This window comes from Microbacterium sp. zg-Y818, assembly GCF_030246905.1.
Lineage (GTDB): Bacteria > Actinomycetota > Actinomycetes > Actinomycetales > Microbacteriaceae > Microbacterium.
This window is the reverse complement of the sequence record NZ_CP126741.1, coordinates 2,347,612-2,374,136: the sequence shown is the minus strand read 5'-3', so window position 1 is coordinate 2,374,136 and position 26,525 is coordinate 2,347,612. Positions and strand designations below refer to the sequence as shown.

The window sequence follows — 26,525 nt, the reverse complement described above, 5'->3', positions numbered from 1 at the left end:
CGCGGGACAGTCTACCGGGTGCGGAGCAGTCCTTTTGCCGCGCGTGGGCACCCTGCGCCGTCTGCGGGGTCAGATGGGCACGCGCTCGGCGGCGTAGGCGCTCCCCGGGCGCACGACGAGCGACCTCGGCATGAGCAGGGAGCGCACCCTCGTGCCGCGCGGCGTGGCCGCCGCCAAACCTGCGTGCACGGATGCCGCGGCATCCGCCAGAGACTCCCGCCCGACGTCGCCGGGCCCGCCCGCGCCGGTCGACCCGCGTGCAGGCGCCGCATACGACGCGCGTTCGATCGCCGCCACGAGCCGCGCCACCGCGTCGGCGGGTGCGCCGTGGTCGGCGACCAGCCGCGCGCCGAACGCACGTGGCGACTCCGCTGCGGGCACGGCGATTCCGAGGTCGACTGCGGCCTCCCGCACGCTGAGCCACGCCGCAGCGGCATCACCCGCCGCTGCGGCCGCGAGGCGACGCCGTCGCAGCAGCTCCCGCACCAGCGCCGGCAGCATGAGGGCGATCAGTACGCCCAGCGCCGTCAGTGCGCTGGGCAGCGTCAGGAGCGGTGGCGCAACGGCGTCGGGCACCGCCTGGTCGCCCACGTCGGGCGCGATGCTCGGCTCGGGCGCCACGAGGTCGGGTTCGGCGCCGGCCGCCGGATCCAGACCCTCGTTCACGTCTTCGCCGGCGTCGTCGGCCGCAGCCACGCGCTCGGGCAGGAACGAGGTGGGGGTGCCGAGGCTCTTGGTCGGTTCGAACGGCACCCACCCGATGCCGGCGAAATGCACCTCCGGCCAGGCGTGCAGCTGATCGCTCGTCACCTGATACTCGGTCTCTCCGTCGACGACCTCGCCATTGCCGGTGCCGGGGAGGTAGCCCACCACGATGCGTGCGGGCATGTCGAGCGTCCGCGCCATCACCGCGAACGCCGACGCGAAGTGCACGCAGTACCCCTCTCTGGAGACGAGGAACTGCTCGATCGCGTCGATGCCCGATCCGTCGAAACCCTGCTGCACCGGCGCGCGCAGCGAGTAGGTGAAATCGCCGCCGCGGAACCAGCTCTGCAGCGCCACGAGCTTGTCGTAGTCGGTCTCGGCGCCGGCCGTGACCTCCAGCGTGGTCTGGGTGATGATGTCCATCGGCACGTCGGGAAGCTCGTAGCTCGCGTCCCGCAGCAAGGTGCCGCCGGCGGCCGTCGCCCGGATCTGCTCACGGGTGGGGCGGGGGAGGTGCGTCAGCACCTCGTACACCTGACCCTGGCTCGTGGCGGAGTCGCTCACGACCGTGCGGTTGTACGGCATCGCCTCCCAGCCCTCGTCAAGACCGGTGACACCCACGGCGGGGTAGGCGACCGGCAGCCAGGACGAGGAGAGGTTCGTGACCTCGACGGTCGTGCGGTACGCCGTCACCCGCAGCGACTCATCGACCTCCACCTCACCGAAGGGACCAGAGCCTTCGCCCTCGGCATCGTCCTCGACCACGCCCTCGAGGGGAAGGGTGCGCACGCGGTCGGGCCGCCACTGCGCGCCGTCGAAGCTCGACAGCGTCGCCACGCGCAGATACGGCGGCACCGGGGTGTTCGAGCGCACGTTCAGCACCGGCACGCTGATGGGCTGGCGCAGATCGGCGCCCAGGTTCAGAGACGGGTCGATCGTCGTGGTCGCACCGAGTCCACCTGCGGCGGGACGTGCCGTCGGCGTCGGCAGCAACGGGGTCACGGTGATCGCCACGACGACGGCGATGGCGCCGATGCCGACGGCGGTCGCACCCACTCCCGCCCGACGTGCCGACGACCCGGGGCGCGGGACCGCGGGTGCGTCGCCGGCCGTCTCGCGCGCCCGCGTCTCGGTGCGAAGCAGGAACAGCACGGCCACGGCCAGCACGGCGAACGAGAAGACGTCCATGTCCGACGGCACGGCGAGCGCCGGGACCAGCCAGACGGTGACGACGCCGACGGCCGCCAGCAGCGGCATCCGGGCGGTCACCACGACGTGGTCGAGCACGATGGTGAACAGCCCCACCGCCGCCACCAGCAGGAAGCTCAGGGGCGTTCCAGCGTCGAGGGGCGCCGAGCCGACGAGGATCTCGGTCATGCCCTCGGTGTAGAGGGGCGGCACGGCGCGCACGGTCTCGGGGGTGGGGAAGATCCACAGCAGTGCCGTGTCCGACAGGAACAGGCCGGTGAGCAACAGCGCCCACACCGCGAGCTGGATGCCGGTGGCTGCAAGGGCAGGCAGGCGCCGGGCGTGGGCGAGGTGGCCGGCCGTCAGCAGCGCCGCCGTCAGCGCCACCGAGGCCACCAGCCAGCCGCCCGGAGCGATCACGTCCACGAGCGGCAGCGCGGATGCCACGATGACCGCCGCCACCGCGAGGGTGAGCCGCAGGTGCGCGCGGCTGCGGCGGGGGCGTGCACCGTCAAGCGACGACATGGCCCGCCTCCCGTTCGACGGCTTGCTGCCATGCCGGCACGAGGTCCGCACCCGCTGGGATCGACGCGACCCGCCAGCCGTGGGCCGCGGCGCGCGGCAGCGCGTCGTCGACCGGTGACACCGCGAACAGCAGCGGCAGCGACGAGTGGTGGGCGACCGGGGCCAGGGCCGCGGCATCCGCCGCATCGAACCTGCCGACGATGACGACCACGGGGCCGCTCGTTCCGCCCGTGAACAGCGGCGCGAGGTCGGCAAGATGGTCGTCGCGGCGGGTGACGAGGGTGGCGAACGAGGTGCCGAGCATCTCCACGGCGGCGAGGTCGCCGCCCTCGAGCGGGTCGGCCAGTGCCCGGCCGTCGGAGTCGGTCACCGTGACGGTGTAGCCCTCCCGCACGAGCCGCGCGACGATCGAGATGCAGGCGCTCAGCGCCGACTCGAAGCCGTCGTCCAGACCCGCCCCGCGCATCGCGTGGGGGCTGAACCTGCCGGTGGCCAGGTCGAGCACGACCGTGGCCGCCGGCGTCGACTCCTGCTCCTCCTGGCGCACCATCAGCTCGTCGCGATGGGCGCTCGCGCGCCAGTGGATGCGGCGCATCGAGTCGCCGGGCGCGTAGGCGCGGGGGATGAGGTTGTCGGTGCCCTGACCGAGCTCGTTGGACGACGTGTGCCGGCTGCCGCCCGCTTCGCCGGGGAGGTTGGTCAGAGGCGGCAGATCGACGACCTCGGGCGCCACGATCACCCGGGTCCGCTCGCTCAGCACGTGGGTGCGGCGCACGAGTCCGAAGGGATCGGTCGACGACACCGTGAGCGGGCCGAGGGTGTGCACCCCTCGGCGGGCGCCGACGATGCGGTAGTCGACGTCGACGGTGTGGGCTTCACCCCGCAGGCCGGAACCGAGCGCCGGGAACACCCCGCGTGCCGCGCCGCCGCCGCGCCCGCCGTCACCCGCCACGTCCGCGGGGGAGCGCCAGGCGAGCCCCGGCGACAGCGTGTCGCGCCACATGCCCTGACCCGACGCGATCGCGGCCCGCAGCGACACCCGCACCGTCACCTGGCCTTCCTGCCCGACCGTCAGCACGTCGGGTTCGACCGTGCGGGTGATGCCGTCGGCGCGTCGGACGGCGTACAGGCTCACCACTGCAGCGGCGACGACGGCGAACAGCAGCATCGCCACGTACAGCAGCTCGACGACCCCCCGGTCGGCGGCGACGACCAGGCACACCAGCCCCAGCAGCATGGCACCCGTGCCCCGGATCGTCAGCGGCCACAGGCGTCCCATGGTCACCTCACGCGCGCGCGGTGAGCGGTACGCGCACCGATGCCGCGATCTGCGTCAGCACCGACGTGACCGCATCGGTGGTCGAGCGCGCCCTGGCCGTGCCGGCGCTGCGGGTGGGGATGAGGCGGTGCGCGAACACCGGCACGAGGAGGGCTGCGATGTCGTCGGGAATGACGAACGGGCGGCCGTCGAGCGCCGCACGCACCTTCGCGGCGCGCACGAGCTGCAGGGTGGCCCGGGGACTCGCACCCAGCCGCAGGTCGGCGTGGGTGCGCGTGGCCTGCGCGAGCGCGACGGCGTACTCCTCCACCGCGGGGGAGAGGTGCACGCTGCGCGCCCACCCGATCAGCTCGCGCACGATGTGCGAATCGACGACCGGAGTGATCGCGTCGAGGGGGTTCACCGTGTCGCGCCGCCGCAGCATGAGCCCCTCGCTGGCGGCATCGGGATAGCCCATCGAGACGCGCATCATGAATCGGTCGCGCTGCGCCTCGGGAAGGGCGTACGTCCCCTCCATCTCGAGCGGATTCTGGGTGGCGACGACGAGGAAGGGCTCCGGCAGAGCGTGGGATTCGCCGTCCACGGTGACCTGGTGCTCCTCCATCGCCTCGAGCAGCGCCGACTGGGTCTTGGGGGAGGAGCGGTTGATCTCGTCGGCGATGACGATGTGCGCGAAGATCGCTCCCCGCTTGAACTCGAACTCCCGGTCGACGGGGTTGAACACCGACACGCCCGTGACGTCGCCGGGAAGCAGATCGGGGGTGAACTGGATGCGCCGCACCGTGGCGTCGACGGATGCCGCGAGAGCGCGCGCCAGCATGGTCTTGCCGACGCCGGGCACGTCTTCGATGAGCAGGTGTCCCTCGGCGAGCAGGCAGGTGAGTGCGGAGCGCACCGCATCGGGTTTGCCGTCGATCACGCGGGAGACAGAAGCCGCGATCGCCTCGGTCAGGCGGGCGAACGATTCCGCGGTGATCTCGTCCCCAGACTGCTCACTCATGCATTCCCCTCAATGGGTGGGCGGTGCGGCGCGCCGTCGCGTCGCTGCCCCGATCGTAACCCCGTGCGTCAGGGCGGTGGGCCGAGTCGGGCTACACTGGTGTCAGCTCTCCGCGAGGCGGCATCCAGGCCAACTCCCCCAGGACGGAAACGTAGCAAGGGTAACCAGGCTCTGCCGGGTTCGCGGAGAGTCTTACTTTTCCCGCGCGGCAGCGTCGCCCCCTCGCGGATCACCACCGGTGTTATTCACGGAGCACCATCTGACGGGCCGCGACAGTCCCGCCTAGGCTGTGCAGGTGGCACAGAGCATCTACATCACCTCGGCCGAAGGCCATTCCGGTAAGTCGACGATCGCGCTGGGCGTGCTCGATGCGCTCAGCCGTGCGACGCCGCGGGTGGGGGTGTTCCGCCCCATCGCCCGCTCCACGGCCGAGCGCGACTACGTTCTCGAGATGCTGCTGGACCACGACGGCGTCGACCTCGACTACGACGAGTGCGTGGGGGTCACCTACGACGACGTGCGCGCCGACCCCGAGGCGTCACTCGCGCGCATCGTGGAGCGCTTCAAGGCCGTCGAGCGTCAGTGCGATGCCGTCGTGGTGGTCGGCAGCGACTACACCGACGTCGGCAGCCCCGCCGAGCTCGGCTACAACGCCCGCATCGCCGCCAACCTCGGCACCCCCGTGCTGCTGGTGATCGGCGGCCGGGCGCTGCAGGGCCAGAGCGAGCAGCTGGGCACCACGACCGCGCGCACACCGTCGGAGATGGGTCAGATCGCCGCGCTCGCCGTGGCTGAGCTCGAGCACGGACGCGCCGACCTGTTCGCCGTCGTGGCCAACCGGGCCGACCCCGAAAGGCTCGACGAGATCATCGCCGCCGTGACCGAGGCCACGGCGGCCGCCCAGCCCGGCCGCGAGATTCCGGTGCGCGCGATCCCTGAAGACCGCTATCTCGTGGCCCCGTCGGTGCGCGGCATCCTGCGGGCCGTCGAGGGGACCCTCGTCAAGGGCGATTCCGAGCTCATGACTCGCGAGGTGCTGAGCATCGTCGTGGCCGGCATGTCGATGGTCAACGTCCTTCCCCGGCTCACCGAGTCGGCCGTGGTGGTCATCCCCGCCGACCGCACCGAGGTGCTGCTGGCCACGCTGCTGGCGCACACCTCCGGCACGTTCCCGTCGGTGGCGGCCGTCGTGCTCAACGGGCCGTTCCCGCTCCCCGAATCGATCGACAAGCTGATCGACGGGCTCGGCTCGACCGTGCCGATCATCGCGACCGACCTCGGCACCTACGACACCGCCGTGCGGGTCATGAACGCCCGCGGCCGGCTGGCGGCCGACTCGCAGCGGCGCTACGACACGGCGCTGGCCCTCTTCGAGAAGCACGTCGACACCGAGGCGCTGACGAAGGCGCTCGGAGTGGCGGGGACCACCGTGGTGACGCCCCTGATGTTCCAGTACGCCCTCATGGAGCGTGCGCGCAGCGATCGCCGCCGCATCGTGCTGCCCGAGGGCGACGACGACCGCGTGCTGCGCGCCGCGGCCACCGTGCTCTCGCGCGGCATCGCCGACCTCACGATCCTCGGTGAAGAGACCGAGGTGCGAAGCCGCGCCCTGGAGCTCGGCATCGACCTGTCGGGCGCCCAGATCACGAGTCCCTTCGACAGCGCGCTGGTGGACCGGTTCGCCCAGGAGTACACCCGCCTGCGCGCCCATAAGGGCATGACGTACGAGCGCGCGTCGGACACCGTCACCGACGTGTCGTACTTCGGCACGCTCATGGTGCACATGGGTCTCGCGGACGGCATGGTCTCGGGCGCGGCGCACACCACCGCCCACACCATCCGCCCCGCCTTCGAGATCATCAAGACCCGCCCGGGCGTCTCGGTCGTCTCGAGCGTCTTCCTCATGGCGCTCGCCGACCGTGTGCTCGTCTACGGCGACTGCGCCGTCATCCCCGACCCCACGAGCGAGCAGCTCGCCGACATCGCGATCTCGTCGGCGGCAACGGCCGCCCAGTTCGGCATCGACCCGCGCGTGGCGATGCTGTCGTACTCGACGGGGGAGTCCGGCACAGGCGCCGACGTCGAGAAGGTGAGGGCGGCCACCGCCCTCGTGCGCGAGCGCGCGCCGCAGCTTCCGGTCGAAGGACCGATCCAGTACGACGCGGCGGCCGATGCGGCGGTGGCATCCAAAAAGATGCCCGGCTCCGACGTCGCCGGACGCGCGACGGTGTTCGTCTTCCCCGACCTCAACACCGGCAACAACACCTACAAGGCCGTGCAGCGCTCGGCCGGCGCCATCGCCATCGGGCCGGTGCTGCAAGGGCTCAACAAGCCCATCAACGACCTGTCGCGCGGCGCCCTCGTCGACGACATCGTCAACACGATCGCGATCACCGCGATCCAGGCTCAGGGAGAGGCAAGCGCATGAGCGTGGTGCTGGTGGTCAACAGTGGGTCGTCGTCGTTCAAGTACCAGCTGGTCGAGCCGGAGGACGGCCGCGTGCTCGCCTCAGGCATCGTCGAGCGCATCGGCGAGGCGATGGGCGCGGCCCGGCACACGGTGTACTTCGGCCCCTCGGAAGGCGTGGCCGTGACGGCGACGGATGCCACGTACACCCGTGAACTGCCGATCCCCGACCACACCACGGGGTTCCGGGTCATGCTCGACGCGTTCGCCGAGTCGGGGCCGTCGCTCGACGACTTCCCGCCGGTGGCGGTCGGTCACCGCGTCGTGCACGGCGGGGCGCGATTCTTCGAGCCCACCCTGATCACGAACCTCGTGGAGATCAACATCGACGAGCTGTCGGTGCTCGCACCTCTCCACAACCCCGGTGCGCTGCAGGGCGTCCGGGCAGCGAAGGCCGCTTTCCCCGATCTCGCGCACGTGGCTGTCTTCGACACCGCGTTTCACCAGACGCTTCCCGCCGCCGCCTACACATACGCGATCGACAAGGATCTGGCAGAGGCCCACCGCATCCGCCGCTACGGCTTCCACGGCACCTCCCACAAGTACGTCAGCCGTGCCGCCGCGCAGTTCCTGGGCCGGCCGATCGAAGAGCTCAAGCAGGTCGTGTTCCACCTCGGCAACGGCGCATCGGTGGCCGCCGTCGATCGCGGTCGGTCCGTGGAGACCTCGATGGGTCTCACGCCGCTGGAGGGGCTCGTCATGGGCACCCGCTCGGGTGACATCGACCCCGCCGTGCTGTTTCACCTCGCCCGTCGCGCGAGGATGTCGATCGACGACCTCGATGACCTCCTCAACAAGCGCAGCGGCGTGCTCGGTCTCGCCGGTGTCAACGACATGCGCGACCTCGAAGAGCGCGTGGCAGCGGGCGACGAAGACGCCCGGCTCGCGATGGACGTGTACATCCACCGCCTGCGCGCCTATGCCGGTTCTTACATCGCGCAGCTCGGCGGCGTGGACGTGATCGTCTTCACCGCCGGTGTGGGCGAGAACTCGCCCATCGTCCGCGCGGGGGCGCTGGAGACGCTCGGCTTCGCCGGAGTGCAGCTGGACCCCGCCCGCAACGAGGAGCGCGCCCGTGGCATCCGTGTGATCTCCGCCGACGGGTCGCCGGTGACGGTGCTGATCGTGCCCACGAACGAGGAGCTGGAGATCGCGCGACAGGCCCTAGAGGTGGCCGCGGCGCTGTGACGGCAGATCGAGTGCGACGGGATGCCCCACCCCCCTCGGTGCCGTGGTGACCGGGCGCAGTCTGCGCGACTACGCTGGCCACGTGAACACCCGAACTCTGCCTGACCTGACGGCCTACGACGGCGTGCTCTTCGACCTCGACGGCGTGCTCACCCCCACCGCCGAAGTGCACATGCACGCGTGGCAGACGATGTTCACCGAGCTGTTCACGGCGTGGGGCATCACGCCGCCGTACACCGAGCAGGACTACTTCCTCCACCTCGACGGCAAGAAGCGCTACGACGGTGTCGCGAGCCTGCTGCGCAGCCGCGACGTCGAGGTGCCGTGGGGCGACCCGAGCGACGATCCGGCCCTCGACACCGTCTGCGGGATCGGCAACCGCAAGAACCTCGTCTTCGAACGGGTGCTGCGCAGCGAAGGCATCGCGCCGTACCCCGGGTCGCTGCGCCTGCTCGAGAAGCTGCAAGCGGCCGGCACGCCCGTCGGCGTGGTGTCGAGCTCCAAGAACGCCCGCGAAGTGCTCACCGTCGCCGGTCTCATCGACCGGTTCCCTGTGATCATGGACGGCGTCGTCGCCGAGCGCCAGCACCTTCCGAGCAAGCCCGCCCCCGACGTCTTCCTCGCCGGCGCGCGCATGCTGGGGGTCGATCCCGCCCGCTCCGTCGCGGTCGAAGACGCGCACAGCGGAGTGCAGTCAGCCGCCGCGGCCGGATTCGGCCTCGTCGTCGGCGTCGACCGCGGCGTCGGCGCGCAGGTGCTGCGCGATGCCGGCGCCGACCTCGTCGTCGACGATCTCGAAGAATTCCTCGACTGACCAGCCACCCGACCGGCACCCCCCCGAACACCCTTGGAAGGCCCCCGCATGATCGACCGTGATCGCTTCCCCGTCGACCCTTGGCGGCTCGTGGAGAAGAACTTCACGCTGGAGGACGTCGGCGTGACCGAGACGCTCTTCGCGCTCGGCAACGGCTACCTCGGCATGCGGGGGAATCAGCCCGAGGGCCTGCACGGGCACGAGCACGGCACGTTCATCAACGGCTTCCACGAGACGTTCCCGATCCGCCACGCCGAGCAGGCCTACGGCTTCGCCGAGGTCGGGCAGACGATCATCAACGCCCCTGACGCGAAGGTCATGCGCGTCTACGTCGAGGACGAGCCGCTGTCGCTGGACATCGCCGAGGTGCGGGACTACGAGCGGGTGCTCGACATGCGCGACGGCGTGCTGCGCCGTCACCTGCTGTGGGTGACCCCCAGCGGCAAGGAGGTGCAGATCGACTTCGAGCGCATGGTGTCGTTCGAGGAGAAGCACCTCTCGGTCATGCGCCTCACCGTCACGGTGCTCAACTCCGACGCGCCCGTGACGATCAACTGCCAGCTGGTGAACCGCCAGGACGGCGAGGACGTCTACGGCGGAACCGCGGTGGCATCCCGCCGCTCGCGCGCCACGTTCGACCCGCGCAAGGCGGAGCGCATGCACGAGCGCGTGCTGCAGCCGCAGGACTATTGGCAGGACGGGTCGCGCGCCGCGCTGTCGTACCGCGTCGCCGAGTCGGGCATGACGCTGGCCGTCGTCGCCGACCACTTCATCGAGACCGACAACGAGTACGACATGCGCGGGCTCATCGAGCCCGACATCGCCAAGAACCTGTACCGGGTGCAGGCCAAGGCCGGCGTGCCGATCACCGTCACCAAGGTCGTGGCGTACCACACGTCGCGGGGCGTACCCGCGCGGGAGCTCGTCGACCGCTGCCGTCGCACACTCGACCGCGCACAGAGCGGGGGCGTCGACGTGCTGTTCGAGCGCCAGCGCGCCTGGCTCGACGGATTCTGGGATCGCTCCGACGTGCGGATCGGCGGCCACGACGACCTGCAGCAGGCGACCCGCTGGTGCCTGTACCAGCTGGCCCAGGCTGCGGCCCGTGCCGACGGCCGGGGCGTTCCCGCCAAGGGCGTGACCGGCTCCGGGTACAGCGGCCACTATTTCTGGGACACCGAGATCTACGTGCTGCCGTTCCTGGCGTACACGACGCCGCTGTGGGCCCGGAACACCCTGCGCATGCGGTACCTCATGCTGCCCGCCGCCCGCAAGCGCGCAGCTCAGCTCAACGAGGCGGGCGCGCTCTACCCGTGGCGCACGATCAACGGCGAAGAGGCCTCGGCCTACTACGCCGCCGGCACCGCGCAGTACCACATCAACGCCGACGTCTGCTTCGCCCTGGCGAAGTACGTGCGTGCCACCGGCGACGTGGACTTCCTCTACACCGAGGGCATCGACATCGCCGTGGAGACCGCGCGACTGTGGGCGACGCTCGGATTCTGGCGCACGAGCGACGGCATCCACGACGACGACGATGACGGAGACGGCGACTCGTTCCACATCCACGGCGTCACCGGTCCCGACGAGTACACCACCGTCGTCAACGACAACCTGTTCACCAACGTGATGGCGCGGTTCAACCTGCGCTTCGCCGCGCGAACCGTGCGGGAGATGGAACAGGACGCGCCGGAGGAGTACCGCCGCGCGATGGACCGGCTCGGCATCGAGCCCGGCGAGGCGGAGTCGTGGGACCGTGCTGCGGATGCCATGCACATCCCGTTCAGCGAGGCCCTCGGCATCCACCCGCAGGACCACGTCTTCCTCGAGAAGGAAGTGTGGGACCTGGAGAACACCCCGCCGGAGCGGCGGCCGCTGCTGCTGCACTTCCACCCGCTGGTGATCTACCGCTACCAGGTGCTCAAGCAGGCCGACGTGGTGCTGGCGCTCTTCCTGCAGGGCAACCACTTCACCGACGAGGAGAAGCTCGCCGACTTCAACTACTACGACCCGCTCACGACGGGCGATTCGACGCTGTCGGCGGTCGTGCAGGCGATCCTCGCAGCGGAGGTGGGGTACCAGGACCTCGCCCTGGAGTACTTCCACGAGTCGATCTACGTGGATCTCGGAGACCTGCACCACAACGCATCCGACGGCGTGCATGTGGCGTCCGCCGGCGGGGTGTGGACGGCTCTCGTCTCGGGCTTCGGCGGTATGCGCGACCACTTCGGCGACCTGTCGTTCGACCCGCGTCTGCCGGCCGACTGGCCGTCGCTGTCGTACTCGCTGCAGTGGCACGGGACGCGGCTGGACATCACCGTCACCGCGGATTCGATCACGTTCGAGTCGGGGCCGGGCGGTCCCATCGTGCTGTCGGTGCGCGGGACCGGCTACGTCATCGCCGGCGAAGAGACCCTCGTCGTGCCGCTGCGGGGCCAGGGGCCGCGGCGACCCGGTCGGCCCTCGCTCAGCGAGATCGAGGATGCGCGGCGCGACGACGGCACGTATCTCTCGGCGTCGATCCCGACCCTCACGAGCTCGATCCCGGTCATCTCGGACGAAGACCTGCTGCAGGGCGAGGACGCACAGGTGGGCGTCGACAGCTGAGCGCGGACGTCAGTCGAGTTCGGCGAAGGTGACGACGCCGACCGCGACGACCACCTGCCCGGGCTCGGCACCGACCCGGCTCACGGTCGCGTCCGCGCCCCAGGTCTGCACGACCGCCTGATCGAGCACCGCCGGACCCACCCCGCGCAGCAGATGCGTGAGGGGGTCGCTGCCACCGCGACGGTCCAAGACGGTGTAGCCGGCCGCCGTCAGAAGGGCGAGGGCAGCGTCGGCGTGCCCGGCCGCCGTCGCGGCATCGGTGAACACCCACACCCGCACGTCGGAAGTGGCCTGCACCTCTTGGACGTCGGTGAACGTGCGGGTCGTGCCGGCGAACGCGCAGCCCGGTGCGCTGAGCCCGCCGAAGTCGACGGAGGGATCGCTGGGCGCCGGCGTGGCGATGTGGGCGTCGGCTACGAGCGCCGACTCGTCGACGATCCACGCGGTCAGGTCGTCGGGGCACGCCTGGCTGGGCGCGGCCCCGGCTGGTGGCTCGCCGTCGCCGTCGCCGGGTCCGTCGCTCGGGCCGCGCTCGGTTGCGTCGGCGTCTTCGGGGCGCTCGGGGATGGTCGCGTCGGGCGCCGGCGCTGGGCCGGTGGGAGTGGGGGAGCCGGACGGGCTCGGGGAGGGGCTCGAACTCGGCGCCGGTGTGGCCGTCGACGACGGGGGCGGGGGCGGGGTGAGGGGATCGCCCATGCGCGGGCCGCATCCGCCGAGCACGGATGCCGCCACCGCCGCCGCGACGACCACGGTCGCGATGCGCCGCAGGGTGGCGGCTGCCGGGCTGGTGGCCATACGGGCAGTCTCCCGCACAGTGCCGACACGCGACAGGCCTGGTCTCCCGCGGAGCCGCGCCTGCGAACCCGCCCGACGGGATGTCTCAGGCACGCCGTAGGCTAGTGGTGTGACCACCGCTCTCTACCGCCGCTACCGTCCCGAGGCGTTCGGCGAGATGATCGGCCAGTCCCAAGTCACCGACCCGCTCATGACGGCGCTGCGCGGTGACCGTGTAGGGCACGCCTATCTGTTCTCCGGTCCGCGCGGGTGCGGCAAGACGACCTCTGCGCGCATCCTGGCCCGCTGCCTGAACTGCGCCCAGGGTCCCACCGACACCCCCTGCGGCACCTGCCCCAGCTGCGTCGAATTGGGGCGCAACGGCGGCGGATCGCTCGACGTGGTCGAGATCGACGCGGCATCCCACAACGGCGTCGACGACGCCCGCGACCTGCGCGAGCGGGCGATCTTCGCTCCTGCCCGCGACCGGTTCAAGATCTTCATCCTCGACGAGGCGCACATGGTCAGCTCGCAGGGCTTCAACGCCCTGCTGAAGCTCGTCGAAGAGCCGCCCGACCACGTCAAGTTCATCTTCGCCACCACCGAGCCCGAGAAGGTCATCGGCACCATCCGCTCGCGCACGCACCACTATCCGTTCCGGCTCGTGCCGCCGGCGGCGATGCTCGAGTACGTGCAGGAGCTGTGCACGCAAGAGGGCGTCGAGGTCGAGACCGGTGTGCTGCCGCTCGTGGTCCGCGCCGGCGGCGGATCGCCGCGCGACACGCTGTCGCTGCTCGACCAGCTGATCGCCGGCTCCGACGTCGCAGAGGGTGGCGCGGTGCGCGTGAAGTACGAGCGCGCGGTTTCGCTCCTCGGCTACACCCACGCCGAGCTGCTCGACGAGGTCGTCGAGGCCTTCGGCTCGGGGGATGCCGCGGGCGCCTTCGCCGCGGTCGACCGGGTCGTGCAGACCGGTCAGGACCCGCGCCGCTTCGTCGACGACCTGCTCGAACGGCTGCGTGACCTCATCATCGTCGCCGCCACCGGCGACGGTGCCGCGGCGGTGCTCCGGGGCGTTCCAGAGGACGAACTCGAGCGCATGGGCCGCCAAGCGGTGGTCTTCGGCACCGAGCGCCTCTCGCGCACGGCCGACCTGGTCGTGACGGCCCTCGACGACATGACCGGCGCGACCTCCCCGCGCCTGCAGCTGGAACTCATGGTGGCGCGCGTGCTCGCGCAGACCTCGCCCGCGACGCAGCCGGCTGTGCAGGCCGGTGCCGCACCCGCAGCGCCGGCCGCGATGCCGTCCGCGGCGACCCCGATCGTTCCGTCTGCGACGAGGGATGCCGCTCCGGCACCCGCGCCCGTCGCCGCGCCCGCACCCGCGCCCGTCGCCGCGCCCGCCGCCCAGCCCGGCGCCGCCGTTTCCGCGCCGGCTCCCGCGGCCACGACCGACGCGCGCCCGAGCGCTCCCAGCGACACGGCTGCTCCTGGCACCGACCCCGCGGACGCGGGACAGGGGGCGATGGCATCCGCTCCGGCCGCCTCGGCACCGGCCGCGCCGGAGCCTGCGGCGGAGCCGATCGTGCCGGACGGCCCCATCACCTTCGCCCATGTGCGCGACGCCTGGCCTGAGATCCTCAAGCGGCTCGAAGGCGTCAGCCGCACCTCGTGGCTCCTCGCGACGGTCGCCCGCGTGGCCGCGTTCGACGACGACGTGCTGACGCTGGTTTTCCAGAGCCAGGCAGACGTCGCCGCGTTCAAGAAGCTGCAGGCCGGGCAAGGCCCGAGCGAAGACCTCCGCGGCGTGATCCAGCAGGTGCTCGGCATCCGCGTGAAGTACATCGCCCGCCACGACACCGACCCCACGCCGCCGCCCGCCGGTGCGGCCCCGGCCGGGCCTGCGCCCGTGACCCCACCGCCGACGGGTCCGGCGCCCGGCGGTGCGCCCGCAGGCGGCGGTCAGCCATCGGGCCCCGGCGTGCGTACACCGGCACCGGCAGGCTCATCGCCCGCCGCGGCAGCCCCCGTCACCCAGTGGGCGGTCGCGCCGATCCCGTCCGACGACCCCACGATGGCTGCGCCGCCGGCACAGCTGGCCGTCGACGACGAGCCCGAAGACGTCGCCGGTGCGCGCATGCGTGTGGCGACGCTCGCTCCGGCGCGCGAGGGAGACGTACTGCCGGCGGACGCCGTCGCGCCCTCGGCGCAGACCGACGAGAGCGAGGCCGACGAGGTGCCGGACGTCCCCGTCGACGTGCGTGTGCCGCCGGTCGTGGTCACGAGCCGGCCCATCGCAACGCGCGGGGGAGTGGAGCGCTACGGCGAGCCCGTCGTCCGCCAGATGCTCGGCGCCACCTTCGTGCGCGAAGAGCCCTACACCCCGCCGACGAGGTTCAACTAAGCCATGTACGACGGCATCGTCCAGGATCTGATCGACGAGTTCGGGCGCCTTCCGGGCATCGGCCCCAAGTCGGCGCAGCGCATCACGTTCCACATCCTGCAGACCCCGAACTTCGACGTCGCCCGCCTCGCCGTGCTGCTGACCGACATCCGCGACAAGGTGCGCTTCTGCGAGATCTGCGGCAACGTCTCGGAGCAGGACCGCTGCGGCATCTGCCGCGACCCGCGGCGCGACCCGGCCTTCATCTGCGTCGTCGAAGATGCCAAGGACGTCTCGGCCATCGAGCGCACCCGCGAGTTCCGGGGGCTGTACCACGTGCTCGGCGGGGCGATCAGCCCCATCGCCGGCGTCGGCCCCGACGACCTGCGCATCACGCAGCTCATGCAGCGCCTGGCCGACGGCACCGTGCAGGAAGTGATCCTCGCCACGAACCCCAACCTCGAGGGTGAGGCGACGGCCACCTACCTGAGCCGGCTGCTGCGTTCGCTGGAGATCAGCGTGACCCGGCTGGCATCGGGTCTTCCGGTCGGCGGCGACCTGGAGTACGCCGACGAGGTCACCCTCGGCCGGGCGTTCGAGGGGCGCCGTTCGGTCTGAGCGCGCCCGCTCGCGCCGCGGTTGCTGAAACGCGAGGTCAGCGGCGCAGTCGCGCCCGCGCACGGGCGACGCCGGTCAGCGACGCGCGCAGCGGCTGCCCGAGGTAGATGCCCAGTGACGCGCCGACGGCGAGGCTGATGCCGACTGTTGCGGCCGCGGCGAGCGTGCCGAAGCCGGTAAGGAGTACCGCGGGGTCGGACCCCGACTCCACGACCGACAGCAGCCCGCGGAACACCGCCGCACCGGGCACGAGGGGCAGGATCGCTGCGGTCGTGATCGCCACCGAGGGCACGTGCAGCCGGTAGGCCACGACGACGCCCAAGAGGCTCCCGCCGAACGCGCCGACGCCGCTGGCCGCCGCCGCATCGAAGCCGACGGCCGAGGCCGCGAGAAAGCCGAACCAGGCCACCGTGCTCAGCAGCGTGCTGATGACGATGATGCGGGCGCCGGCCCCGTTGAACACCGCCACGGCGACGGCGATGAGCGCCGCGCCGAGGAACTGCAGGGGGACGGGGCCGAGGGGCACCGCATCGCTCGGGGGCTCCATGCCCAGCCCGACCACCCGCGCCGTCTCGAGCCCGGCGAGGATGCCGAGCACCACGCCCAGCGTCTGCGTCGTCAGTTCGAGGATGCGCCCCGTCGCCGTGAGGGCGAAGCCGTCGATGGCATCCTGCGCCGCCCCGACGACGGTGAGCCCGGCGAGCATCAGCACGATGCCGGACGCGACGATCACCGAGGGGCGGATCGATTCCGCCTCCTCCCACCCCGTCGCTGCCAGGAGCGGGCTGAGAGCGGCGACCATCGTCAGCACGAATGCGCCGGCGATCTGGCTGAAGAAGAACGGCACCTGCGCCTTGGCCAGGCCGAACTGGGTGAACGCGGCCAGAGCGGCGGCGATGAAGGCGAGTGCGATCACCAGCCAGTTGCCGCCGAACATCACCGCCACGCCCACGGCGAGGAGGGCCTGAGCTGCGATCACGATGGCAGGCCGATACCGGAACGGAGCGCGCCGGATGGCGCGGAACTCCGTCGCAGCGGCATCCAGCGTCATTCCCGCGCAGATGTCGGCGACGAGCCCCTGCAGACGCTGCAGCCTCTCGTGATCGGGCGCGGGTCCCCGCACGACCCGCAGCAGCGTGATGGGGCGCGCGGCGTCGCTGCGGTGGTGGGCGACGGTGATGGAGTTGTACGTGATGTCCACGTGCACCGGCTTGAGACCGTAGGCGCCGGAGACCCGCACGATCGTCAGTGCCACCTCGCTCGCGCCGGCACCGGCGACGAGCATGGTCTCGCCGATGCGCACCGCGAGGTCGAGCATGCGCGCAGCGATCGCGTCATCGATGATCGGGAGCGCCTCGGTCAGAGCGGGGGAGGACTCGGTCCCGCGCATGAGGGTGCCCAGAGACCTGGCCAGGCGCTGACGCCGTTGCTGCATCGTCCGCCTGCCTTCGTGCCTGTGCTGCCCTTCGATCGTACCCACCGCAGGAGGTGGCCTCGTCACATGGCAGAGGCGCAATGCCGCGCTTTGTAGAATGGGCGGTTGGGTGCGGCATCCGCCCACGATCCTGGGAGTACCTATGGCGTTGATCGTGCAGAAGTACGGCGGCTCGTCGGTCGCCGACGCTGAGAGCATCAAGCGCGTCGCCAAGCGCATCGTCGACGCCCGCCGTGCCGGACACGAAGTCGTCGTGGCGGTCAGTGCGATGGGTGACACCACCGACGAGCTCCTCGACCTCGCCCACGAAGTCGCCCCCATCCCCGCGCCGCGCGAACTCGACATGCTGCTTTCCAGCGGTGAGCGCATCTCGATGGCGCTGCTGGCGATGGCGATCCACTCCATGGGATTCGAGGCGCGCTCCTTCACGGGCAGCCAGGCCGGCATGATCACCGACGCCACCCACGGCGCGGCGCGCATCGTCGATGTCACCCCGGTGCGTCTGCGCGAGGCGCTCGACGAGGGCGCCATCGTCATCGTCGCCGGGTTCCAGGGCTTCAACCGCGACACCCGCGACATCACCACCCTCGGTCGCGGCGGCTCGGACACCACCGCCGTCGCCCTGGCCGCCGCCCTCGACGCCGACGTGTGCGAGATCTACAGCGACGTCGACGGCGTCTTCACCGCTGACCCCCGCGTCGTCCCCAAGGCCCGCAAGCTCGCCGTCGTCAGCAGCGAAGAGATGCTCGAGATGGCCGCCAACGGCGCCAAGGTGCTCTACATCCGCGCGGTCGAATACGCCCGCCGTCACGGTGTCATGATCCACGCCCGGTCGACGTTCTCGTCGGGAGTCGGCACGTACGTGCTGGCCCCCGGCATGAGCGCGCCCGACAGCGAAGAAGGAGCAGAGATGGAAGAGCCGATCGTCGCGGGAGTCGCGACCGACCTGGGTCAGGCCAAGGTCACCGTCACGGGCGTCCCCGATGTGCCAGGCAAGGCGGCGGAGATCTTCACCGTCATCGCGCAGTCCGGCGCCAACGTCGACATGATCGTGCAGAACGTCTCTGCGGCCACGACCGGCCGCACCGACATCTCCTTCACCCTTCCCAAGAGCGACGCCGCCACCGCGCTGCGCGCGCTCTCGGCGCGCCAGGGCGACATCGGGTTCGAGGGTCTCGTGCACGACGACCAGATCGGAAAGCTCTCGGTCGTCGGCGCCGGCATGCGCACCCACTCGGGTGTCTCGGCGACGCTCTTCGAGGCGCTCAGCACGGCGGGAATCAACATCGAGATGATCTCGACCTCGGAGATCCGCATCTCCGTCGTGGTGCGCGGCGACGACCTCGCCGCGGCGGCGCGCGTCGTGCACACCGCATACGGTCTCGACGGCGACGCCGAAGCCGTCGTGCACGCCGGCACCGGGCGCTGACGGGCGGGTCGCGCTGCTGCGCTGACCGCTTCGGCATCCGCTTCGGCATCCGCTTTGCCGGCAACCGGCAAGCGGCGTCCCGGCGTCCCGGCGTCCCGGCGTCCCGCCGCAGGAGAACTGACGGGGACAGGACGTTTCGCGGCGGTTCCTCCTGTCGCGGGGAGTTCGCCTGTCCTCGTGACACCCCGGCCCCGTGACACCCGACCGCCCCCCGCACCGCGCCCACGGTCGTCACACGGCCCCGGCGCGGGGGAGGGCGCCGGTAGAATCGCGGCATCCGCCCGCTCGGGCACCCTCCGCTCCGCCGCAAGGATCTCGCCATGACTCGCATCTCCGATACCGGACTCTCCGTCGCCGTCGTGGGCGCCACCGGCCAGGTCGGCACGGTCATGCTCGACATCCTGGCCGAGCGCTCCTTTCCGATCCGCGAGCTGCGCCTGCTGGCAACCGCCCGCTCGGCCGGCACCGCCGTGGAGTTCGGCGGTCACACCGTCATCGTCGAGGACGTCGCGACGGCGAACCCGGCCGGCATCGACATCGCCCTCTTCTCTGCCGGCGCCACCGGCAGTCGCGCGCACGCCCCGCGATTCGCCGAGGCGGGCGCCGTGGTCATCGACAACTCCAGCGCCTGGCGCATGGACCCCGAGGTGCCGCTCGTGGTCAGCGAGGTCAACCCGCACGCCGTCGTCGATCCGCCCAAGGGCATCATCGCCAACCCCAACTGCACCACGATGGCGGCCATGCCGGTGCTGAAGGTGCTGCACGAGGATGCCGGACTCGAGCGACTCATCGTCAGCACCTACCAGGCCGTCTCGGGCTCGGGCATCGCCGGCGCCGAAGAGCTGCTGGGCCAGGTCGAAGGTGTGCTGGCCCAGGGCGACACCCTGCGCCTGGTGCACGACGGCTCGGCTGTGGACTTCCCCCAGCCGGAGAAGTACATCGCGCCGATCGCGTTCGACGTCATCCCGCTGGCCGGCTCCATCGTCGACGATGGCGAAGGCGAGACCGACGAGGAGAAGAAGCTCCGCAACGAGAGCCGAAAGATCCTCGAGCTGCCCGACCTGCGCGTCGCGGGCACCTGCGTGCGCGTGCCGGTGTTCACGGGGCACTCGCTGTCGATCCACGCCGAGTTCGCCCGCGACATCACGCCCGAGCGGGCGCGCGAGCTGCTGGCATCCGCCCCGGGAGTGCAGCTCGACGAGGTGCCGACCCCGCTGCAGGCGGCGGGCAAGGATCCGGCGTTCGTCGGACGCATCCGCGCCGACCAGTCCGCGCCCGAGGGCAAGGGTCTCGTGCTCTTCATCAGCAACGACAACCTGCGCAAGGGTGCGGCCCTCAATGCCGTGCAGATCGCCGAGCTCGTTGCGGGTCGCCTCGGCGCCATCGTCGGACGCTGACGCTGACGCCGATTACGACTCCGCGCGTCGGGCGACGTGGCGCGGTCGGGACGCATGGCTGCGCTGACTAGACTGGATCATCGTGACTGAGACGTACGATGCCGTGCTCATCGGTGGCGGAATCATGAGCGCCACCCTGGGTACCCTCCTGAAAGAACTCCAGCCGGACTGGAAGATCGTCGTCTGCGAGCGCCTGGGGGATGTCGCCCTCGAGAGCTCCAACGCGTGGAACAACGCCGGCACCGGCCACGCGGCGCTGTGCGAGCTGAACTACATGCCCGAGGGCAAGGACGGCTCGGTCGACCCCGCGAAGGCAGTCGGCATCAACGAGCAGTTCCAGCAGAGCCGCCAGCTGTGGGCCACCCTCGTCGAGCGCGGCGTGCTCGATGAGCCGTCGACGTTCATCAACCCGACCCCGCACATGACGTTCGTGCGCGGCGAGAAGGACGTGGCGTACCTCAAGAAGCGCTACGAAGTGCTGAAGGGTCAGCCGCTGTTCGAGGGCATCGAGTACAGCGAGGACTCCCGCGTCATCAACCAGTGGGCGCCCCTGCTCATGCAGCGCCGCCGCAAAGGTGAGCCGTTCGCCGCCACCCGGGTGCCCGCAGGCACCGACATCGATTTCGGCGCTCTCACGCGCCAGCTGTTCGCCCACCTGCAGACACAGGACGTCGACGTCGTCACCAACTGCGAGGTCCGAAAGCTCAAGAAGCAGAAGGACGGCACGTGGAACGTGTCGTACCGCAACACCGTGGGGCGCACCCCCGGCACCGTCAACGCCCGCTTCGTCTTCGTCGGCGCCGGCGGCTGGGCGCTGAAGCTGCTGCAGCGCTCCGGCATTCCCGAGATCAAGGGCTACGGCGTCTTCCCGATCGGCGGGCAGTTCCTCAAGACCACCAACCCCGCCGTAGTGTCCCAGCACAAGGCGAAGGTGTACTCGCAGGCATCCGTCGGCGCTCCGCCCATGTCGGTGCCGCACCTGGACACCCGCGTCGTCGACGGCGAGGCGTCGCTGCTCTTCGGCCCGTTCGCGACCTTCAGCCCCAAGTTCCTCAAGAACGGGTCGCTGCTCGACATCGTCACCCAGGTGCGGCCGGGCAACCTGCTCCCCATGCTCAAGGTCGCCGTCGACAACCCGTCGCTCATCACCTACCTCGTCGGCGAGCTCGCGAAGAACCACGCGAAGAAGGTCGACAGCCTGCGGGAGTTCGTCCCGACTGCCAAGGACGAGGACTGGGAGCTCATCCAGGCCGGCCAGCGCGCCCAGGTCATGAAGAAGGACCCCGAGAAGGGCGGCGTGCTGCAGTTCGGCACGGAGGTGATCGCCGCCGAGGACGGCACGATCGCCGGGCTCCTCGGCGCTTCGCCGGGTGCGTCGACCGCGGCCTCGATCATGCTCGGCCTGCTGAAGAGGTGCTTCCCCGACCGGATCTCCGAGTGGGAGCCGCGTCTGCGGGAGCTCATCCCCAGCTACGGCGAGACCCTCAACCCCCGACCGGATGTCGCGCGCGCCTCGATGGAGGCCACGGCCGAGGTCCTCGGCATCCACCCGTAAGGGCCCGGCGTGCGCCTGTGGTCATTGCACCCCGCGGTGCTCGACCATGCGGCGCTCGTGGCCTGCTGGCGCGAGGGACTGCTCGCACAGGCCGTGCTCGGTGGCGCCACGCGGGGCTACACCCGGCATCCGCAGCTCGAGCGCTTCCGCGCCTGCGCTGACCCGGTGGACGCCATCGGGCACTTCCTCGCCGGGGTGCAGACGGAGGCGACCGCGCGAGGGTACCGGTTCGACGCGTCGCGCATCACGCGGCCGGATGCCGTGAACCCCGAGATCCCGGTGACCGACGGGCAGCTGGCCTTCGAACTGACGCACCTGCGGCGCAAGGTCGCCGAGCGGGCCCCGGCGTGGCTCGAGCGCCTGCCGGACGCCGCCGGCCAGGCCGCGCCGGCCGCGCCCTCGTTCGTCGTGGTGCCGGGTCCCATCGCCGGCTGGGAACGCCCGTAACCCGGGCCGCGTCGGCTTCGGGGACGTTTTCGCGCCCCAAACGGGGGTGGCGCGGGTTTCGGGGACGTTTTCGCGCCCCGAAACGGTGGTGGGGCGGGTTTCGGGGACGTTTTCGCGCCCCAAACGGGGGCGGGGCGGGGTTCGGGGACGTTTTCGCGCCCCGAACGGGGGTGGGGCCGGTTCGGGGACCGGCGCGAGCGCCCGGATCAGAGCGCGGCGGCCTTGTCCCGCAGCACCTGCGCCTCGCGCTCGTTCGCGGCGAGAGCCGCGGCCGTCAGCAGCTCGGACCGCGCCTCGTCCAGCCGTCCGAGCCGGCTGAGCAGCTCGCCCCGCACGCTCGGCAGCAGGTGTGATCCCTGCAGCGCACCCTCGGACTGCAGGCGGTCGACGATCCGCAGCGCGGTGGCCGGGCCGGTGGCCATCGAGACCGCGACGGCGCGGTTGAGGTCGACCACGGGACTGGGGGAGAGACGCCCGAGCGCCTCATACAACACCACGATGCGGTCCCAGTCGGTGGCGGCGACGCTGGGCGCCACGGCGTGACAGAGCGCGATCGCCGCCTGCAGCGCGTAGGGTCCGCGGCCGTGGCCGGCGGCATCCGCTCGCGCCAGCGCCGCCTTCCCACGGACGATCTGCGCCCGGTCCCACCGGGTGCGGTCCTGGTCGGCCAGCAGCACGGGGGCGCCGTCGGGGGCCGTGCGGGCGGCGAACCGGGAGGACTGCAGCTCCATGAGCGCCACCAGGGCGTGCGCCTCGGGCTCCCGGGGCACCAGGCCGGCCAGCACGCGGGCCAGGCGCAGAGCCTCGCCGGCCAGCTCCTCGCGGATCCAGCGGTCGCCGCTCGTGGCGGCGTACCCTTCGGTGAAGACGAGGTAAAGCGTGCCCAGCACGCCGCCCAGCCGCTGCCGCCACTCGGTGGGCTCGGGGGTCTCGAAGGGCACGCGCGCGGCGGCGAGCGTCTTCTTCGCGCGCGTGATGCGCGCCTGCACCGTGGGCACCGGCACCAGCAGCATGCGCGCGATCTCCTGTGTCGACAGCCCGCCGACCACACGCAGGGTCAGCGCCACCTGCGACTCGCGCGACAGCACCGGGTGGCACGCGATGAACACCAGGCGCAGCATGTCGTCGTCGATGGGCTCGCCGGCGTAGGGCCCGGCCTCGGTGAGATCCTGCGCGAGGGCGCGGTACCGCTCGTCCAGCGCACCGCGGCGCCGCCACGCATCGATCGCCCGCCGCTTTGCGACGGCGGTGAGCCACGCCCCGGGGTTGCGGGGGACGCCGGCATCCGGCCACCGCTGCAGCGCCTCGAGCAGGGCCTCCTGGGTGACGTCCTCCGCCAGCCCCACGTCGCCGGTGACCTTCGCCAGCGTCGCCACGATGCGCGCGCTCTCGATGCGCCAGACGGCATCGACGGTGCGGCGGATGTGGTCGCTCATGTCCCCGGTGCCGGCGCCGGTCAGGAGGCGTCGGCGGTCCGGCGCGCATCCAGCTCGTCGCGCCAGACCTTCTCCTTCTTCACGTACTCGTTGTCCTGATAGTCCGCGAAGTCGGAGTCGTCGGTAAGGCGACGCACCTCGATCTTGTCGCCCGGGCCCAGCGGCGCGCGCTTGGCCCATTCGACCGCCTCCTCCTGCGTGGCGGCCTGGATCGTCCAGAACCCGTTGAACAGTTCGTGCGTCTCCCCGTAGGGGCCGTCGGAGACCACCGGCGCGTCAGCGGTGAACTCCACGACGGCGCCCTGCGCGGCATCCGTCAGGCCGTCGCCGCCGAGCAGCACCCCGGCCTTCATCATCGATTCGTTGTACGCGCCCATCGCGTTCATGACCTGCTCGAAATCCATGTCCCGGAAGTCATCGAAAGTTCCGCTGTTGCGCATGATCAGCATGTATTTGGCCATCGCCGTTCCCTTCATCGGTGGGCGCTTGCGCCCTCTACTATCGCGTCGAGCGGGCCGGAGCGGAATCGACATCCCCGTAGAATCCATGGGTGGCCAAACTGTACTTCCGCTATGGAGCGATGAACTCCGGCAAGTCGACGGCACTGCTGCAGGCGGCCTACAACTACGAGGAGCGCGGGCAGCGGGTGCTGCTGGCCAAGCCCGAGATCGACACCAAGGGTGCCGGTGAGATCGCCAGTCGCCTGGGAATGGCCCGTCCCGTCGACTTCCTGATCGCTCCGGATGCCGATCTGCTGACGCTGTTCCGCGCGCATCGCGCGCAGGTGGGCGCCGCACCGGCCGACGGGGTGTCGGGAGATGTGGCGTGCCTGCTCATCGACGAGGCCCAGTTCCTCACCCGGGAGCAGGTCGACGACCTGCTGCGCATCGTCGTGCTCGAGGGGGTGCCGGTGCTCGCCTACGGCATCCGCACCGACTTCCGCACCCACGCCTTTCCCGGCTCGGCGCGGCTCATGGAGCTCGCGCATTCGCTCGAGGAACTCAAGACCATCTGCCGCTGCGGACGCAAGGCGCTGTTCAACGCGCGCCTGGTCGGTGGACGCTTCGTGTTCGACGGTGACCAGGTGGCCATCGACGAACTGACGAGGGAGCGCGTGACCTACGAGTCGATGTGCGCGGAGTGCTACCTGCGCGAGTCGGGCGGGCGCCTCGACGGCTGACCCGGGTTGCTTGGTCAGACCACGCAGCGTATTGTGGTCAGGCCACGACGAAGGGGACCGCGCCGATGACGGACAGCACCGCTCCACCCGCACGTGCCTGGAAGGTCGTGCTGGACAAGATCGAGACCGACCTTCTGGAGGGGCGCCTCGGCCCCGGTGATCGCCTGCCCTCGGAGCGCGATCTGGTCTCGCAGCTGGGCGTCGGGCGGTCGAGCGTCCGCGAGGCACTGCGCGTTCTCGAGGTGATGGGGCTCATCCGCACCGGGACCGGCTCCGGCCCGTCTGCCGGCGCCATCGTCATCTCGTCGCCCACCGGGGGCATGTCGGCCTTCCTGCGTCTGCAGGTCGCCGCGCAGGGCTTCCCGATCGACGATGTCGTCGCGACGCGTCTGTTCGTGGAGGAGTGGGTCGTGGCGACCCTCGCCGAAGCCCCCGACCCAGATCTGTCCGCAGTGCGCGAGACCGTCGAGGCGATGGATGCCGCCCCGCTGCCGCCGGACGAGTTCTTGGCCCTGGACGCCCAGTTCCACTACGCGCTGGCCGCGGCATCGGGAAACAGCGTCGTCGCGGCGACCATGGCGGGCCTGCGCTCGGCGATCGAGTCGTACACCGCAGAGATCGCCGGCCGTGTCGCCGACTGGGACGCCGCCTCCGCGCGGCTGCGACACCAGCACCACGAGATCCTCGCAGCCATCGACGCGGGCGACGCCGAACGCGCCCGCGCCCTCATCCCACAGCACATCTCCGGCTACTACGCCCCCTGATCGAGAGGCCCCGCATGGTCAAGCGCCAACTCCCCAAGCCCACCGAACTGCTCGAGCTGATGCAGTTCAAAAAGCCCGAACTCAACGGCACCAAGCGTCGCCTCGGCGCGGCGCTGACGATCGGCGACCTGCAGAAGATCGCCAAGCGTCGTACGCCGAAGGCGGCGTTCGACTACACCGACGGCGCGGCCGAGGGCGAGCTGTCGCTCGCGCGCGCCCGGCAGGCGTTCGAGGACATCGAGTTCCACCCCGACGTGCTGCGCCCGGCGGAGCACGTCGACACGTCGGTGGAGATCCTCGGAGGCCGCTCGGCGCTGCCTTTCGGCATCGCGCCCACCGGCTTCACGCGCCTCATGCAGACCGAGGGCGAGACCGCAGGCGCCGGTGCCGCGGCCGCCGCCGGCATCCCGTTCACCCTTTCGACCCTCGGGACGACCTCGATCGAAGACGTCAAGGCGACCAACCCCCACGGGCGCAACTGGTTCCAGCTGTACGTCATGCGCGACCGCGACATCTCGTACGGGCTGGTCGCCCGGGCCGCCGCGGCCGGGTTCGACACCCTCATGTTCACCGTCGACACCCCCATCGCCGGCGCGCGCCTGCGCGACAAGCGCAACGGGTTCTCGATCCCGCCGCAGCTGACGGTCGGCACCATCATCAACGCGATCCCGCGGCCGTGGTGGTGGATCGACTTCCTCACCACGCCGAAGCTCGAGTTCGCGTCGCTGTCGACCACCGGGGGTACCGTTGGCGAGCTGCTCAACGCGGCGATGGACCCGACGATCAGCTACGACGACCTCGAGTACATCCGCAGCATCTGGCCCGGCAAGATCGTCGTCAAGGGCGTGCAGAACGTCGCCGACAGCAAGCGGCTGATCGACCTGGGCGTCGACGGCATCATCCTGTCCAACCACGGCGGCCGTCAGCTGGACCGTGCCCCGATCCCGTTCCACCTGCTGCCGCAGGTCGTGCGCGAGGTCGGCAACGACGCCACCGTGATGATCGACACCGGCATCATGAACGGCGCCGACATCGTGGCCTCGATGGCGCTGGGGGCGAAGTTCACCCTCATCGGCCGTGCCTACCTGTACGGCCTCATGGCCGGTGGCAGGGCAGGCGTCGACCGCACGATCGAGATCCTCCGCACCGAGATCGAACGCACGATGGCCCTCCTCGGCGTGTCGAGCATCGAGGAGCTCGAGCCGCGGCACGTCACGCAGCTGCAGCGGCTGACGCCGATCGGGCAGCAGTCCCGCTCGGTGCGGCCGCAGCGGGTGGCGGCCCAGGGCTGAGCCTGCCCCGGTCGTAACTCCTCAAGAACGGCCCCCACGGGGG

General features: G+C 71.1%; 20 protein-coding genes and 1 other RNA gene. 14 read left to right on the top strand and 7 right to left on the bottom strand.

The genetic code is table 11. From position 1 onward, the window contains the following. Positions 1–69: 69 nt before the first annotated feature. The 3 genes from QNO21_RS11115 to QNO21_RS11105 are packed head-to-tail and all read right to left on the bottom strand — an operon-like array spanning position 70 to position 4,697. Complete coding sequence (locus tag QNO21_RS11115) at positions 70–2,418, bottom strand: transglutaminase TgpA family protein (protein WP_257517981.1); 2,349 nt, start codon at positions 2,416–2,418, stop codon at positions 70–72. Continuing rightward, complete coding sequence (locus QNO21_RS11110; RefSeq protein WP_257517980.1) at positions 2,405–3,697, bottom strand: DUF58 domain-containing protein; 1,293 nt, start codon at positions 3,695–3,697, stop codon at positions 2,405–2,407. Before QNO21_RS11110 ends, QNO21_RS11115 begins: the two co-directional genes overlap by 14 nt. 7 nt (positions 3,698–3,704) lie before the next feature. Beyond that, positions 3,705–4,697, bottom strand: coding sequence for an AAA family ATPase (locus QNO21_RS11105; protein WP_257517979.1), 993 nt, complete (start codon positions 4,695–4,697; stop codon positions 3,705–3,707). Between the two features lie 101 nt (positions 4,698–4,798). On the opposite strand from QNO21_RS11105, the gene ffs reads away from it, so the two are divergent. The 5 genes from ffs (at position 4,799) to QNO21_RS11080 (ending at position 11,772) form a co-directional block, all read left to right on the top strand. After that, an RNA gene (ffs, locus tag QNO21_RS11100) (signal recognition particle sRNA small type) lies at positions 4,799–4,895 on the top strand. 97 nt (positions 4,896–4,992) lie between these two features. Then, positions 4,993–7,125, top strand: coding sequence for a phosphate acetyltransferase (pta, locus tag QNO21_RS11095; protein ID WP_257517978.1), 2,133 nt, complete (start codon positions 4,993–4,995; stop codon positions 7,123–7,125). Continuing rightward, positions 7,122–8,351, top strand: coding sequence for an acetate/propionate family kinase (locus QNO21_RS11090; RefSeq protein WP_257517977.1), 1,230 nt, complete (start codon positions 7,122–7,124; stop codon positions 8,349–8,351). Before pta ends, QNO21_RS11090 begins: the two co-directional genes overlap by 4 nt. Before the next feature lie 82 nt (positions 8,352–8,433). Beyond that, entirely contained in the window at positions 8,434–9,165 is a 732-nt protein-coding gene (locus tag QNO21_RS11085; protein WP_257517976.1) for an HAD family hydrolase, read from the top strand. 48 nt (positions 9,166–9,213) lie between these two features. Further along, on the top strand, positions 9,214–11,772 hold the full coding sequence (locus QNO21_RS11080) for a glycoside hydrolase family 65 protein (protein WP_257517975.1): 2,559 nt from the start codon (positions 9,214–9,216) through the stop codon (positions 11,770–11,772). A 9-nt stretch (positions 11,773–11,781) separates the two neighbouring features. Here the strand turns inward: QNO21_RS11080 and QNO21_RS11075 are convergent, their stop codons facing one another. After that, positions 11,782–12,567 (bottom strand): hypothetical protein, encoded by a 786-nt coding sequence (locus tag QNO21_RS11075; protein WP_257517974.1) that lies wholly within the window; start codon positions 12,565–12,567, stop codon positions 11,782–11,784. A gap of 109 nt (positions 12,568–12,676) precedes the next feature. Between QNO21_RS11075 and QNO21_RS11070 the strand changes: the two genes are divergently transcribed. Then, positions 12,677–14,950 (top strand): DNA polymerase III subunit gamma and tau, encoded by a 2,274-nt coding sequence (locus QNO21_RS11070; protein ID WP_257517973.1) that lies wholly within the window; start codon positions 12,677–12,679, stop codon positions 14,948–14,950. 3 nt (positions 14,951–14,953) lie between these two features. Then, positions 14,954–15,547 (top strand): recombination mediator RecR, encoded by a 594-nt coding sequence (recR, locus tag QNO21_RS11065; protein WP_257517972.1) that lies wholly within the window; start codon positions 14,954–14,956, stop codon positions 15,545–15,547. A gap of 37 nt (positions 15,548–15,584) precedes the next feature. Here recR and QNO21_RS11060 read toward each other — a convergent pair whose 3' ends face one another. Continuing rightward, a complete protein-coding gene (locus QNO21_RS11060) occupies positions 15,585–16,982 on the bottom strand; it encodes a threonine/serine exporter family protein (protein ID WP_257517971.1) in 1,398 nt (465 codons plus the stop codon). A 142-nt stretch (positions 16,983–17,124) separates the two neighbouring features. Between QNO21_RS11060 and QNO21_RS11055 the strand changes: the two genes are divergently transcribed. From QNO21_RS11055 to QNO21_RS11040, 4 genes are all read left to right on the top strand, one after another. Beyond that, a complete protein-coding gene (locus QNO21_RS11055) occupies positions 17,125–18,411 on the top strand; it encodes an aspartate kinase (RefSeq protein ID WP_257517970.1) in 1,287 nt (428 codons plus the stop codon). A gap of 320 nt (positions 18,412–18,731) precedes the next feature. Next, positions 18,732–19,808: an aspartate-semialdehyde dehydrogenase gene (locus QNO21_RS11050; protein WP_257517969.1), complete on the top strand. Its 1,077-nt coding sequence runs from the start codon at positions 18,732–18,734 to the stop codon at positions 19,806–19,808. An 82-nt stretch (positions 19,809–19,890) separates the two neighbouring features. Continuing rightward, positions 19,891–21,363, top strand: a complete 1,473-nt coding sequence (locus tag QNO21_RS11045; protein WP_257517968.1) for a malate:quinone oxidoreductase — start codon at positions 19,891–19,893, stop codon at positions 21,361–21,363. Between the two features lie 9 nt (positions 21,364–21,372). Next, a complete protein-coding gene (locus QNO21_RS11040; RefSeq protein WP_257517967.1) occupies positions 21,373–21,810 on the top strand; it encodes a pyrimidine dimer DNA glycosylase/endonuclease V in 438 nt (145 codons plus the stop codon). Positions 21,811–22,016: 206 nt separating this feature from the next. Here QNO21_RS11040 and QNO21_RS11035 read toward each other — a convergent pair whose 3' ends face one another. Further along, positions 22,017–23,246, bottom strand: a complete 1,230-nt coding sequence (locus QNO21_RS11035) for an RNA polymerase sigma factor (RefSeq protein ID WP_257517966.1) — start codon at positions 23,244–23,246, stop codon at positions 22,017–22,019. 20 nt (positions 23,247–23,266) lie between these two features. Beyond that, a complete protein-coding gene (locus tag QNO21_RS11030; protein WP_257517965.1) occupies positions 23,267–23,707 on the bottom strand; it encodes a YciI family protein in 441 nt (146 codons plus the stop codon). 89 nt (positions 23,708–23,796) lie between these two features. On the opposite strand from QNO21_RS11030, the gene QNO21_RS11025 reads away from it, so the two are divergent. The 3 genes from QNO21_RS11025 to QNO21_RS11015 all read left to right on the top strand — a co-directional run bounded on the left by QNO21_RS11025 (position 23,797) and on the right by QNO21_RS11015 (position 26,482). Continuing rightward, on the top strand, positions 23,797–24,426 hold the full coding sequence (locus tag QNO21_RS11025; RefSeq protein ID WP_257517964.1) for a thymidine kinase: 630 nt from the start codon (positions 23,797–23,799) through the stop codon (positions 24,424–24,426). A 65-nt stretch (positions 24,427–24,491) separates the two neighbouring features. Beyond that, positions 24,492–25,190, top strand: a complete 699-nt coding sequence (locus QNO21_RS11020; protein WP_257517963.1) for a FadR/GntR family transcriptional regulator — start codon at positions 24,492–24,494, stop codon at positions 25,188–25,190. A gap of 14 nt (positions 25,191–25,204) precedes the next feature. After that, the gene (locus tag QNO21_RS11015; RefSeq protein ID WP_257517962.1) at positions 25,205–26,482 is read left to right on the top strand and encodes an alpha-hydroxy acid oxidase; all 1,278 of its coding nucleotides are present in this window, start codon (positions 25,205–25,207) and stop codon (positions 26,480–26,482) included. The last annotated feature ends 43 nt before the right edge of the window (positions 26,483–26,525 follow it).

Excerpts from the sequence above, each read along its gene's own strand:
- QNO21_RS11080 (WP_257517975.1), top strand. The coding sequence starts at position 9,214 with ATGATCGACCGTGATCGCTTCCCCGTCGACCCTTGGCGGCTCGTGGAG.
- QNO21_RS11055 (WP_257517970.1), top strand. The coding sequence starts at position 17,125 with ATGGCGTTGATCGTGCAGAAGTACGGCGGCTCGTCGGTCGCCGACGCT.
- QNO21_RS11090 (WP_257517977.1), top strand. The coding sequence starts at position 7,122 with ATGAGCGTGGTGCTGGTGGTCAACAGTGGGTCGTCGTCGTTCAAGTAC.
- QNO21_RS11110 (WP_257517980.1), bottom strand. The coding sequence starts at position 3,697 with ATGGGACGCCTGTGGCCGCTGACGATCCGGGGCACGGGTGCCATGCTG.
- QNO21_RS11075 (WP_257517974.1), bottom strand. The coding sequence starts at position 12,567 with ATGGCCACCAGCCCGGCAGCCGCCACCCTGCGGCGCATCGCGACCGTG.
- QNO21_RS11035 (WP_257517966.1), bottom strand. The coding sequence starts at position 23,246 with ATGAGCGACCACATCCGCCGCACCGTCGATGCCGTCTGGCGCATCGAG.
- QNO21_RS11030 (WP_257517965.1), bottom strand. The coding sequence starts at position 23,707 with ATGGCCAAATACATGCTGATCATGCGCAACAGCGGAACTTTCGATGAC.
- QNO21_RS11020 (WP_257517963.1), top strand. The coding sequence starts at position 24,492 with ATGACGGACAGCACCGCTCCACCCGCACGTGCCTGGAAGGTCGTGCTG.
- QNO21_RS11015 (WP_257517962.1), top strand. The coding sequence starts at position 25,205 with ATGGTCAAGCGCCAACTCCCCAAGCCCACCGAACTGCTCGAGCTGATG.
- QNO21_RS11050 (WP_257517969.1), top strand. The coding sequence starts at position 18,732 with ATGACTCGCATCTCCGATACCGGACTCTCCGTCGCCGTCGTGGGCGCC.
- QNO21_RS11115 (WP_257517981.1), bottom strand. The coding sequence starts at position 2,418 with ATGTCGTCGCTTGACGGTGCACGCCCCCGCCGCAGCCGCGCGCACCTG.
- recR (WP_257517972.1), top strand. The coding sequence starts at position 14,954 with ATGTACGACGGCATCGTCCAGGATCTGATCGACGAGTTCGGGCGCCTT.
- QNO21_RS11060 (WP_257517971.1), bottom strand. The coding sequence starts at position 16,982 with ATGCAGCAACGGCGTCAGCGCCTGGCCAGGTCTCTGGGCACCCTCATG.
- QNO21_RS11105 (WP_257517979.1), bottom strand. The coding sequence starts at position 4,697 with ATGAGTGAGCAGTCTGGGGACGAGATCACCGCGGAATCGTTCGCCCGC.